12 protein-coding genes, 1 tRNA gene and 1 pseudogene are annotated in these 11,509 nt (G+C 51.2%); 1 reads left to right on the top strand and 13 read right to left on the bottom strand.

The features are described from left to right. The first annotated feature begins 22 nt into the window (after window positions 1-22). The gene (locus tag Q0231_RS16675) at window positions 23-394 is read left to right on the top strand and encodes a putative metal-binding motif-containing protein (protein WP_367274463.1); all 372 of its coding nucleotides are present in this window, start codon (window positions 23-25) and stop codon (window positions 392-394) included. On the opposite strand, the pseudogene Q0231_RS16670 reads toward Q0231_RS16675, so the two are convergent. The 13 genes and pseudogenes from Q0231_RS16670 to Q0231_RS03330 all read right to left on the bottom strand — a co-directional run. After that, window positions 359-1,069, bottom strand: a pseudogene (locus Q0231_RS16670) (ROK family protein); the annotation flags it as partial. The gene Q0231_RS16675 and the pseudogene Q0231_RS16670 sit on opposite strands and share 36 nt — an antisense overlap. A gap of 44 nt (window positions 1,070-1,113) precedes the next feature. Next, window positions 1,114-2,307 carry an N-acetylglucosamine-6-phosphate deacetylase gene (gene nagA / locus Q0231_RS03390; RefSeq protein ID WP_299345080.1) on the bottom strand — a complete coding sequence of 398 codons (1,194 nt, stop codon included), beginning with the start codon at window positions 2,305-2,307 and terminating at the stop codon, window positions 1,114-1,116. Continuing rightward, a complete protein-coding gene (locus Q0231_RS03385) occupies window positions 2,307-3,098 on the bottom strand; it encodes a GntR family transcriptional regulator (protein ID WP_299345077.1) in 792 nt (263 codons plus the stop codon). Before Q0231_RS03385 ends, nagA begins: the two co-directional genes overlap by 1 nt. A 238-nt stretch (window positions 3,099-3,336) precedes the next feature. After that, the gene (locus Q0231_RS03380) at window positions 3,337-4,248 is read right to left on the bottom strand and encodes a carbohydrate kinase family protein (protein ID WP_269392681.1); all 912 of its coding nucleotides are present in this window, start codon (window positions 4,246-4,248) and stop codon (window positions 3,337-3,339) included. Between the two features lie 140 nt (window positions 4,249-4,388). After that, window positions 4,389-6,266, bottom strand: a complete 1,878-nt coding sequence (locus Q0231_RS03375) for a nucleoside-diphosphate sugar epimerase/dehydratase (protein WP_299345072.1) — start codon at window positions 6,264-6,266, stop codon at window positions 4,389-4,391. A gap of 84 nt (window positions 6,267-6,350) precedes the next feature. Further along, window positions 6,351-7,373 carry a glycosyltransferase family 4 protein gene (locus tag Q0231_RS03370; protein WP_299345069.1) on the bottom strand — a complete coding sequence of 341 codons (1,023 nt, stop codon included), beginning with the start codon at window positions 7,371-7,373 and terminating at the stop codon, window positions 6,351-6,353. A gap of 139 nt (window positions 7,374-7,512) precedes the next feature. Then, on the bottom strand, window positions 7,513-8,505 hold the full coding sequence (locus Q0231_RS03365; protein WP_299345066.1) for an MDR family oxidoreductase: 993 nt from the start codon (window positions 8,503-8,505) through the stop codon (window positions 7,513-7,515). A 204-nt stretch (window positions 8,506-8,709) separates the two neighbouring features. Continuing rightward, window positions 8,710-8,784, bottom strand: a tRNA-Phe gene (locus Q0231_RS03360). Window positions 8,785-8,965: 181 nt separating this feature from the next. Beyond that, window positions 8,966-9,184, bottom strand: a complete 219-nt coding sequence (locus Q0231_RS03355) for a DNA gyrase inhibitor YacG (protein ID WP_299345063.1) — start codon at window positions 9,182-9,184, stop codon at window positions 8,966-8,968. A 1-nt stretch (window position 9,185) separates the two neighbouring features. Next, a complete protein-coding gene (locus Q0231_RS03350) occupies window positions 9,186-9,821 on the bottom strand; it encodes a Maf family nucleotide pyrophosphatase (protein ID WP_269392686.1) in 636 nt (211 codons plus the stop codon). A 34-nt stretch (window positions 9,822-9,855) separates the two neighbouring features. After that, entirely contained in the window at window positions 9,856-10,074 is a 219-nt protein-coding gene (infA, locus tag Q0231_RS03345; protein ID WP_269392687.1) for a translation initiation factor IF-1, read from the bottom strand. Between the two features lie 63 nt (window positions 10,075-10,137). Continuing rightward, entirely contained in the window at window positions 10,138-11,097 is a 960-nt protein-coding gene (locus tag Q0231_RS16665; RefSeq protein WP_367274462.1) for a UPF0262 family protein, read from the bottom strand. Between the two features lie 35 nt (window positions 11,098-11,132). Beyond that, the coding region (locus Q0231_RS03330; protein ID WP_299345058.1) for a hypothetical protein at window positions 11,133-11,509 on the bottom strand (377 nt) is incomplete at its 5' end.

Raw genomic sequence — 11,509 nt, 5'->3', positions numbered from 1 at the left:
CTGTGACGACGGCGACGCGGCGGTGAACCCCGGCGCCAGCGAGGTCTGCAACGAGCTGGACGACGACTGCGACGGCTTGGTCGATGACGCCGACGACAGCCTCGACAGCTCCTCGGGCGACACCTTCTACGATGACGCGGACGGCGACGGCTTCGGGGACGCCAGCGCGCCCATCGTGTCCTGTGAGCAGCCAGCGGGCACGTCCAGCGACGCCAGCGACTGTGACGACAGCGACCCGGCGGTCTGCCCCGGCGTCCCGGAAATCTGTGACGGCCTCGACAACGATTGCGACGGTGACAGTGACGAGGGTTTCGCAAACCTTGGCGACGGATGTACAGCCGGTGACGGCGTTTGCCAAACCGCCGCCGACAGGCACAATTTCAGGGCCCAATAGGTTGACGATCATGGCAAGGGGGCCAGAAAGAATTTGGGACCAAATATCAATCGTTGTGCATGCATCTGGTTCACCCATAATCCATGCGGCGGCAATCCCTTCGCTCTTAAGAGTTTTGCCGCAAAGCGCTTTGTGCAGTTTTTCCATACCGCGCGCGCCACCAACTGTATCAAGGCAACCCACTTGCCCGCAGCCACACTCAAAATATCCAACTGAAGGTATTTTGCCGCCCGCAGTTGGGTCAACAACAGGTCCGTGCCCCCATTCGCCTGCAGCGCCATTGCTGCCAGCAACAATGTGGCCATCTGCAACAACGCCACCACCAACGCCTGTGCCTAAAACGATGGCGAAAACATTTTTCGCCCCTTTGGCAACGCCCACGCGCGCCTCTGCTAGCGCCAAACAGTCCGCATCATTGGCAACAACTGTCGGTAGCCCCAATCGCTTGGTTATTTCATGTGCGATATTCACACCATCAATGGCAGGAATATTCGCCACGCGCACTTTTTGCGTTTTTGGATGCACAACACCTGTCAGCGAAATAGCAATCGAATTGTGCCGCGTTTGTCCATGTGTTTGGATCAGGTTTTCAATTGCTTCAACAAAGTGTGCAAGACTTTTTGTTGGTGTTGCAACAGAAGCAATAACGGGCACATTGCCGTTTGCTTCTGGCATACCAAACCGAATGTTCGTGCCACCAATGTCAAAGCAATAAGGCATCAGCTATTGACCCCCGCACCTTTGATCCATGTACGCGTAACCTTGTCGGTCGCCTCATCGATTAGGGCAAAATCAGCATCATAGCCGGCTGCGATTTTGCCAATCTGGTCGTTTAGACCTAGGTACGTCGCGGGATAGAGTGAAGCCATGCGTAAGGCCTCACCAAAGTCGACCCCCAACTCGTCACGGGTCAATCGAACGGCATCCATCATATTTAGATCTGAACCAGCCAGCTTGCCTTCTTTGGTCGCAAGGCGCCCATTTTTGGCAAAGATTTCGGTACCATATAGGTTAAAGCTGGACTTGTTCGATCCCACGGTGGCCATTGCATCAGTCACCAACATGATGCGGTTCGTGCCCTTGCAGGCGATGACAGTTCGCGCGGTTGCATGGTGCAAATGATGCCCATCCACAATGAGCCCGCAATAAATGTCCTTATTGTCATAAGCGGCACCGATTATGCCCGGCTCGCGGTTCATAATCGGTGGCATGGCATTGTAGAGGTGCGTGACACCTGAAATACCAGCGGCGAACCCAGCTGTTGCTTGATCATAGGTCGCATTGGTGTGCCCGGCGCAAACACGAATGCCAGCGCTGCTTAGTCTTGTAACAAAATCAACCGGCACGACTTCTGGCGCAAGTGTGACAAGCACCACGCCCATGCCAGTTTGAGTGAACAGGTCAAAAGCGCCTTCATCTACCGAGCGAACAAATTGTTCTGCGTGGACGCCTCTGCGCTCCATGGAGAAGTAAGGACCTTCAAAATGAACACCACGGACACCGGGCAGACCTTGGCCAATGGCTTGGCGCATGGCCGTGCTGGCCGCTTGCATCTGGGAGAAGCTATCAGTGATGAAGGTGGGCAAAAGTGTGGTGGTACCAAACTTGCGATGGCCGTTGGCGATAGTCTCAAGAGCATCGACTGATTGCTCATCGTTGAACATCACGCCGCCACCGCCATTGACTTGCACATCAACAAAGCCGGGCACAAGCAACTTGCCACCTAAATCTTCAATTTGGCAATCTTGGGTGCCAATACCATCATCAAAAATAGCTGAAATTTTGCCATCTTCGACAAGCACTGCCTTGCCCTCAACAAATTCAGTGCCGTCAAATATCCGCCCGTTGCGCAGAAGCGTTGCAACGCTTGAAGCAACGGTTTTGGATGAGGTTGGGCTACTATTAAACACCATTAGCCGCCCACTTTCATTTCAATGATAAAATCATAGGCGTCACCCCGAAAATGGGTGCACACATATTCAATTGGCTCGCCAGATTTCAAGAAACTCTGTTGCTCTGCAAACAAACAAGGTGAACCCGGTGCGACTTGTAAAAGCTTAGCTTCACGCTCTTGCATCACTTGAGCACGAACTCTTTGCACGCCACGAACTGGGCGCAGGTTTCGTTCTGCGAGAAACGCATAGAGAGATTGGGAGATATCGCTTTCAACCGGCAAAATGCGGGAGGGAAGGCACGCTAATTCAACGCATACCGGTTTCTCATCGGCCAAACGCACTCGATGAATGCGTGTTACCAAATCGCCTGGCGATAGTTCCAGCATGTCCAATTCAAGCTCTGTGGGCTGCCCAACTTCTTTGCTCAACATTTCAAATCGCGTGGCATGGCCCTTTACCGCCGCATCCGAACTAAACCCATTGGAGGTTGAAAGCGTTGTAGCATAGCGGTGAGCAACGAATTTTTCACTGGTGGCACTTTGGCGCAAGACGCCCTCACCCACCATTTTGTCGAGTGCCCGTTTGACTGATTTCACAGGCATTCCAAATGCACGAGACAATTCGTTTTCAGGCGGCAATCTGTCACCGTGCCCCAACACGCCACTATCAATCGCGTGGCGTACGGCAAACTGCAGTTTTTTGTTCTGCGGTGAAAGTTGATTTCCGATTTCAGCTCGTGGCTGAATTGCGGAAATAAGATCGTTCAGACGATCAAAACTTGTCTCACCGCCCCTCGCGCTGTTTTGCATCCGAAAGGCCTCCCTTGGCTCTAAATAAAACCAATAAGATACCATTATGCAACCAAAAAATTACCAATGAACACAACGCAATGCATTGTCCATGCAGAGCAATCGATCTAACATATTGAAAACATATGGAATTTATACGATCGGCGTCGCATATAAAAAATTGCATAAGATGGGCAAAACCCAGCCTATACTTGAGCGATTTCGTTTGTGGGAGATGAAATCGGGCGCAATTTGCCGATCAATCGACAAATACACCGTAAAGCCTGGGCGAGGTGGTGACGGCGATTTTGGCCACCGTTAGGCCAGATTCAATTGCCATTTGCACACCTTCACCTGACATGAGTGAATTGAGGAACCCCGCGTTAAAAATATCCCCAAAACCAACCGTATCTGTGGCAGCAAATTTGTCACAAGTTGTAGTTGCGATTTTTCCTTGGTTAACCGCGTCAACTCGGGTCAATCCTCTCAACACCACCAATATCTGATGTGTTGCAAGTGTAGCAGCCAACTCATTCATTGCTGTATCGGTATCGTCAGAATGCATGATTGTGCGCAGGTCATCTTCAAGCATAATTACCACGTCTGAAGCGCGTGCCCAATTGCGATAAACTGATATCGTATCTTCGTTCCACCCTTCCGGGGGGCGACCATAGTCTAGAACAGTAGTCCACCCCATGGTCGAGAGCATTGTCAGCAATTGGGACATGCCAGCGGTCACACCTGGCATTAAGTTGATGCCGGTAAGCAGAGCAAATGAAGACCTTGAAGTGGCCGGCGGTATCGCGTCGATCATCGTATCAACGGTTGCCGCGTTCAAATGACCTTGCGAAGTTAGAAAGACCCTACCCTGTTCGTGCAAAATGCTCACCGACACAGACGTGTTTGCTTGCACTGCAGTCCACGAGGTTGTGCTGGGCTGGAATTCACCTTTTAGCCATGTGGCAAGTTCGTCATTTCCAATGGCTGCGATCAATCGATGTTCTACGCTCAATCCCGCAAGCGCAAGTGCTGTATTGCCCGCAGCGCCACCTGCTCGAAAGTTCGAGGTCGACATGATTGTTTCGCTCTCAAACTCAGGCCATTCTGACAATGTGCCTAAGATCAGTTCTAGGTTTACATTTCCTAGAACCAACAGTGGTGGTGTCGCCATTTTGTTCCCCGAAACTTCGACTCGAAGGCAAGGCTATTGTTTCAGGCCAACTTGTCAAAGGATTATCGACCAACCGTTCAATTTTTCCTGCAAATCAGCTGTTTTGCTCAACAAAATCGCACCCGCGCCCTAAAGCGCTTTTAGTCTGTACGATTTTCAACGAATCCAAATAAGATTTTGCGCACGGCGTCCTCATCTTTTTTCGCCAGCACCGCCTCCAGCTTTTCCAGTTCTGCGGGCAATTTATTGCTCGAGTTTTGGCTTTTGGTTTTCGCACGCATGATTTTGGAATGAGATGTCACACTCACTGAGCCTTCGTCATAAAAAAGCTCTTCAAAAAGCTTCTCTCCGGGACGAATGCCCGTTTGGACAATTTCAATATCGCCATTTGGGTTTGCTCCGTCGCGCACACTGAGCCCTGCCAGTTGAACCATGTTGCGCGCCAGTTCCGTTATGGGCACTGGTTTGCCCATCTCAAGCACGAATATGTCGCCACCTGTGGCCAATGAACTTGCCTGCACAATCAATTCTGCCGCTTCATGGATAGACATAAAATATCGGGTCATTGCCGGATCGGTAAGCGTGATGGGGCCGCCCCGCTCAATTTGAGCCTTGAACTTTGGAACAACGGAGCCGTTTGAACCCAAAACGTTGCCAAACCGAACTGAGGCAAAAACCTGTCCTGTTCCTCGCTCTTCGGCCAGGTTGGACTGATGGCGGATGATTTCCTCTGCCCAACGTTTGGTCGCCCCCATGACATTCGTTGGCCGGACCGCCTTGTCAGAAGAAATCAAGATGACCCGCTCAACCCCCGCTTCTGCCGCGACTTCCGCCACGGCGCGAGTGCCCATCACATTATTGCGCACGCCTTCGAGCACATTTTCTTCTAGTAGTGGCACATGCTTATGCGCGGCGGCATGAAACACTACTTCAACGTCATTTTTTTCAATTACTTCGCGCAAGGTGGAGCGATTCTCAATCGAGGAAAGCACCGAAACGATATCTTTATAGCCACGCTCCAACAGGGTTTGTTGGATGGTGTACAATGCAAATTCGTTGGCTTCAAAAAGCACGATCTTTTTCGGTTTCCATTTGATGGCAAGTTTACACAACTCTGCACCAATTGATCCGCCAGCGCCCGTTATCAGCACCGTTTTGTCCTGCAGCGCACTCTCCAAGAGGTCAGGCTGAGCGGGAACGGAAGAGCGTCCAAGCAGTTCATCAATGTCAATAACCCGGATCTGATTGATCAGATATTTGCCTTCGACCAAGTCCGACAGCAAGGGCAGCGTTCGGATTTTGACATTGTGTTTTGAAAGCCCATCAACAATCTCACGACGTTTGTTTGCCGAAAGGGCTGGAATGGATAGAATGATTTCTTTGACACCGTAGTCGGAAATCAAACTATCGATGCGCTCGGGGCTGTGCACACGCACCCCCACAACCTCTGTTCCCCAGATCGTTTTGTCATCGTCAACAAATCCCGCCACATATCTGTGGCCTTGAGCAATCATTGCTGAGCACAATTGCGAACCGGCGTCCCCGGCCCCATAGATCAACACGGCGTCTTTGCTCAAGCTGGAACCACTGGACCCAATTACAATTGCTTTGGCCAAAAACCTGCTGCCGCCAATCACCAAAACTGAAAAAGCAAAATAAAGAATTGGCACAGAACGGGGCACACCGTCGCCACCTGTCATTTCAGTGGCGAATGCGATGAAAACCCAAGCCACTGTGGCAATGCCAACTGCAAAAAGAATTGTCCAAATTGCACGGTCTGGAAGATAGCGAATGACCGCTCGATAGATGCCAAGTCGAATGAAGATTGGTATTGCAACAATTGGGGCGGCAACCATCACCATAAGCTGCTTGAGGCTTGGCTCAAACAATTGCCCAAGGCGCAAGGAATAGCTAAGCCAAACAATGCCCAACAGCGTTATAAAATCAAAACACAAGAAGATGAGCCTTTTTTGCGCCCTTGGCATCGCCATCGCAAATTTACGCAGCCATTGTCTCATTAACTGATTTTCCCCAAAACTCTTTGTTTTGCGCCCATTTGGTTTTGTGGGCACTTTAGAGCACCCTGGCAAAATGGACCATAGTTACGCGTGTTCGGGGCGACCTGCCCCCAGAATAATAACAAATGCCATCCCAACACTATAAGTCACAAGCAGCAATATTACCGCAACCTCTGGCAGAAGGATGCTCAGCACGGCCAAAGGTAGCATGATGAAGAGCGTTGCGGCTAAATAGGCTAGCGTGGCCAAACGATGGCTGGACCAACGCCTGCTCAGTTTTTGATAGAGATGCTGGCGATGCGGCGCGTACCATTTCTCGCGCTGCAAGAAGCGAACAACAAGGGTTCCCGTGGCGTCACAAACCAGAGGGGCAGCGAGAAGTAACCACGCCACAATCACATGCGGTGTTTGCGAACTTGAAAAAAGAAACATGGCCAACATGGCCGCCGCAATAAAATAGCTGCCCGCATCACCCATAAATATCCGAGCAGGTGGGAAGTTGAGCATTAAAAAACCTAAGACGGCACTGGCAACAATTACGCCCCAAAGTTCAAAAATGCCCATTGGTGTGCCAAAAACTATAGGGCCAAGCAACACCGCGCAAAACATGATTGCGGCAGATTGTGTCGCAACCAAACCATCAATTCCATCCATAAAATTGACCAGATTTAGCCACCAAATTGCAGCTAAGAGGCAACCGAGCAGTGCAAAAAAGAAAAGGCCGGGGCCGAGCAAACTGACAGCAAAATCAATGGTCCCGACTGACCAAAACAGAACAATTGTCGACAAGAACTGGATTGCAAAGCGCCAAAGCGCACGCACCTCAAACAAGTCATCTAGCAACCCCACAATTGTCAGCAGCGCAGCAAACAACATATAGGGCAGCATTTTTGGCTGCATGAAGCAAAACGCAAACCCGATCATCAGCCCGATGAAGGCAAATGAAACGCCGCCTCCGGTGGCGGTTGGTTTGCTATGGGAAGACCGGGCGTTCGCATGCTGCAACAATTGCAGTTTTGGCGCCAATCGAAACAATTGATACGTCAAACCAAACGCCGCAATAAAACTGCACAGGGACAGCAAAACTATGGGCGTAATTGTCATCATTTGGTTTTATATCGGTCCAACGGAAATATGCTGAGGCCGTTCGTAGCTTTTTAACGCCGTGGGCGCAAGACGTCGCTTATATACCGCTTTCCCATCCCGTGAAATTCTGGCAAGCGCATAGATCTGGTCAAATTGCGCATTAGGCGTTTACATCCACAACGACGCGGCCACGTACTTCCCCAGCAAGGATAGCTTTGCCTAAAGCGGGCAAATCGGCAAGTGCAGCAGGCTCCACCATGGCATTCAATTTATCCATTGGTAAATCGTTGGCCACACGTTGCCATGCGCGCACACGATCCTCGTAAGGGCGGCGCACTGAGTCAATGCCCAGTAAGTTCACCCCCCGCAAAAGGAACGGGATCACAGTTGCGGGCAATTGTGCACCGCCTGCAAGACCAACGGCGGCGACTGATGCGCCATATTGCATTTGCCCGAGCAAACGCGCCAGCATCGAGCCACCGACTGCGTCAATGCACCCGGCCCAAGTTTCCTTTTCCAGCGGACGCTTGGTTGTTTCGTTCAGCTCATCGCGGGGCACGATGGTTGTCGCCCCGAGCGATTTCAAATAGTCAGCCGTCTCTGGCCGGCCTGTAACCGCAGCCACTTCGTAGCCAAGGTTAGAAAGAATCGCCGTGGCGACCGAACCAACACCGCCGGCAGCGCCGGTAACCAACACGGGACCTTTGTCCGGTGACAACCCATGATCTTCCAACGCAATTGTCGCCAACATAGCGGTAAAGCCGGCGGTGCCCACGGCCATGGCATCTTTGGTGCTCAATCCTTTAGGCAGCGGCACCAACCAATCCGCTTTTACCCGCGCCTTTTGTGCGTAGCCGCCCCACCAGTTCTCACCTACGTTCCATCCGGTCAAAACAACTTTGTCACCCGGTTTATAACGATCGTCGCTGGATGTTTCGACGGTGCCCGCAAAATCAATACCGGGCACATGAGGATAATTGCGGACCAAACCTCCGCCTGGGCCCAAGCACAATCCATCTTTGTAATTCAGTGTTGAATATTCAACAGCAACGGTCACATCACCTTCGGGTAGCTGATCAATTTCGAGCTGTTCGATCTTGGCCGATGTTTTTCCCTCATCGTCCTTACGAACCACCATTGCATTGAACGTCATATAACCACTCCCGATTTGACCAATTGTTCAAACCAGTTTGGCGTGGATGACATGCAAGAGCAAATCGAAATGTGAAAAATCGGTCTTCAAACCATGCGACAATTTAAATCACGGCTAAGCGTCGGAGATTTCGCAACCATGCGCGCAGCACAATATTGGCGCAGCCAGAAGACGGAATACCAATGAACTGTGTTTTTGAAAAGATGGTGCCCGGGGGCGGATTTGAACCACCGACACGCGGATTTTCAATCCGCTGCTCTACCCCTGAGCTACCCGGGCATCCTGTAGTGAATCAGGAACGTTTGTTCAACCAATTCATACATGCTGTGGCGGGTTTATAGGGTGAGAAATTGATATTGTCTACCGTGCAAAGACAAAAAATATCACCTATATTGAAAGTTTCCCGCTCTAATAGAAAAACGCACCGATTTTCAGCGTGTTAGCGACAGTTTTCGATCACTCAATCGTCGAATTCGTCGTCATAATTGTCAAGCTGAGCACCATCTTCTTCGACCACGGGAATGGCGTAGGAACCGTTCAGCCACTTGCCCAGATCAAGATCCGCACAGCGTTTCGAGCAAAATGGATGGAAGGCGCGTACGCTTGGTTTTTCGCACATCACGCAGGGTTTTGATGGGCGCAAGCCGGTGACATTGGAACGGTTAGAGGTGTCGCTCATCTTAAATTCCTGATGTGGAATTGAGCCAGTTGAACTCGATGGGATAGTTTTCGCTGCGCAAAAGCTGCACCGTCTCATATAGGGGCAAGCCCATAACCGCGTGGAATGAGCCTTGCAACTTGATGACAAATGCACCCGCTATGCCTTGAATGGCGTAAGCGCCAGCTTTATCTTCCCATTCGCCGCTGGCCAGATAAGCATCAATTTCAGCATTGGAAAGGCGCTTGAACCGAATGCGGGTTTCCACCACGCGGCGTTTGGCGCCGCCTGCTGGGTTGAGCAAGCAAATCGAGGTGAAAACGCGGTGCGAACGACCACTCAGCAGGCGCAACGATGCCGCGGCGTCGTCTAGCATTTCTGCCTTTGGCAAAATGCGCCGACCCACCGCAACTACTGTGTCACCTCCCAAAACCAGCGCATTGTCGCCAATGCCGGTTTGGCGCGCCTTATGCTGCGCCGCCAACGCCTTGGTGTGCGCCAGGCGCGCAGCAAGCTTGCGCGGTATTTCGTTTTTTAAGGGAGTTTCGTCCACGTCCGCGGGGATCAGATGATCCGGCTCAACGCCAATCTGGTTCAACAGCGCCAAGCGGCGCGGTGATGCAGAGGCGAGAATGAGTTCGGGACGAGCTGCGACCATTATGTTTTATCGCTCATGTTAGGGCACGCACCGCTTACTTGAAGCGGTATGTGATCCGGCCTTTGGTGAGATCGTAAGGTGTCATTTCAACAAGCACCTTATCGCCTGCCAAAACACGGATACGGTTTTTGCGCATGCGGCCCGCAGTGTGGGCGATGATTTCGTGTTCATTTTCGAGCTTCACGCGGAATGTCGCGTTTGGCAACAATTCCTGTACGACGCCCGGAAATTCGAGCATTTCTTCTTTGGCCATTCTATCTCCTGATAAGCACCTTCAAGCGCAACAGCGCTCGAATTGGCCGCAACCTATACAAATTCAAACGATTTGTGAACCATTTGTCACCAGCGATTGCAGCTCGGTGTTAATACGGTTGTTTAAGTCTTCGCGCAAGGCACGATATGCATCTAGTTTTTGGGCTCGATTTCCATCGATCAAAGTTGGGTCATCAACTTGCCAATGCAAGCGTTTGCCAACTTCATAATTGCGTGCGTCAACAGCTTCTGGTGCCTCGTCCGACAAAGTGACAATCAAATCAAACGAATTGGCCACCAACTCGTCCATTGTATGTGGGGTGTGCACCGACATGTCTACGCCAATTTCTTCCATGACCTCATGGACAAAATTATCAACTTTGCCAGAACGCACCCCCGCCGAGCGGGCAATTATGCGCGTTGGAAAGGCCCGACGGGCCAATGCCGCGGCCATTGGCGAGCGCACTGAATTCATCGAGCACACAAACAAAACCGTTGGCATATCCGATTTGGTGTCAGTGCGCTGTTCGGCATAGGGCTGAACCGCACAAATGAGGGTGAACAAGCGTCGCGCTGTGTTCTCATCCATTTCCAACTTGCCATCTAAACGGTGGCGCAACAATTCTGCAGCCTGATTGTGCAGCCCCCTACGGGCCATATCCACGGTTTCAATTTGATAGGGCTGCGCGCTTTTGATCGCATCGTAATAGCTTTCTCGAACACGAAAATAGTCGCGAATGAGATGACGGAACGGGGTTAAAGACAAAAAATGGGCAGCGATGGGTTCGTTGGTCGTGGGGTTACGCACATCCAAGCCCAAATGGTTTCCGCGGATCGACACGTGCAATGCGTAAGGTCCATGCGCTTCTGAAATTGAGGTTATGGGGGCAAACTGGTTCTCTTCAACCAGATCAAAAACGGCAATGCGGCGCTCATGCACTTCGTCCGGATCAATCGAAATGATTGTTTCTGGATCGAGTGTGACCGTGACCAGCTTATCCGTGTCAGGATGTGCGATATCCATTAGGCCTCAAGAATATGAATCGAAGTGTGCCGACTTTATCTAAGCAGCAAAGCGCAAAGCAAGACGACAATCAATCCCAAAAGTGCCAATACAAACGCCCGATAGCTTTTCGTGGCCTTTTGTTCTTCAACCATAAATTGGGCCAGCGCCTGCTGATTGAATACGGCTTGCTGGGCAAATTTTCGGGCGCGTGTCGTAAATCCTTGTAACACACCTGTTGCTTCAGTGTCATTGTCATCAAGTGTGCGCACCGGCCCGTCTTCAACCAAGACTTCATGTGCTGCGCGGAAATCGTTGCGCTTTAGCTCAGCCAAAATCCCCTCGCCTTCGACCTCGCTTAGTTGACGTGAAAGCAAGTCTTCCAGCTGTTGAACTTCTGCTAAATAGTCTTCTGCGCCGCGGGTTGCATCTG

Origin of the sequence: uncultured Maritalea sp., from assembly GCF_937139385.1 — a bacterium.
GTDB lineage: Bacteria > Pseudomonadota > Alphaproteobacteria > Rhizobiales > Devosiaceae > Maritalea > Maritalea porphyrae_A.
This window is presented reverse-complemented; position numbering and strand designations above follow the sequence as displayed.

What these genes read in the sequence shown, in the direction of transcription:
- nagA (WP_299345080.1), bottom strand. Translation starts at nt 2,307, where the DNA reads ATGGTGTTTAATAGTAGCCCAACCTCATCCAAAACCGTTGCTTCAAGC.
- Q0231_RS03385 (WP_299345077.1), bottom strand. Translation starts at nt 3,098, where the DNA reads ATGCAAAACAGCGCGAGGGGCGGTGAGACAAGTTTTGATCGTCTGAAC.
- Q0231_RS03380 (WP_269392681.1), bottom strand. Translation starts at nt 4,248, where the DNA reads ATGGCGACACCACCACTGTTGGTTCTAGGAAATGTAAACCTAGAACTG.
- Q0231_RS03375 (WP_299345072.1), bottom strand. Translation starts at nt 6,266, where the DNA reads ATGAGACAATGGCTGCGTAAATTTGCGATGGCGATGCCAAGGGCGCAA.
- Q0231_RS03370 (WP_299345069.1), bottom strand. Translation starts at nt 7,373, where the DNA reads ATGATGACAATTACGCCCATAGTTTTGCTGTCCCTGTGCAGTTTTATT.
- Q0231_RS03365 (WP_299345066.1), bottom strand. Translation starts at nt 8,505, where the DNA reads ATGACGTTCAATGCAATGGTGGTTCGTAAGGACGATGAGGGAAAAACA.
- Q0231_RS03355 (WP_299345063.1), bottom strand. Translation starts at nt 9,184, where the DNA reads ATGAGCGACACCTCTAACCGTTCCAATGTCACCGGCTTGCGCCCATCA.
- Q0231_RS03350 (WP_269392686.1), bottom strand. Translation starts at nt 9,821, where the DNA reads ATGGTCGCAGCTCGTCCCGAACTCATTCTCGCCTCTGCATCACCGCGC.
- infA (WP_269392687.1), bottom strand. Translation starts at nt 10,074, where the DNA reads ATGGCCAAAGAAGAAATGCTCGAATTTCCGGGCGTCGTACAGGAATTG.
- Q0231_RS16665 (WP_367274462.1), bottom strand. Translation starts at nt 11,097, where the DNA reads ATGGATATCGCACATCCTGACACGGATAAGCTGGTCACGGTCACACTC.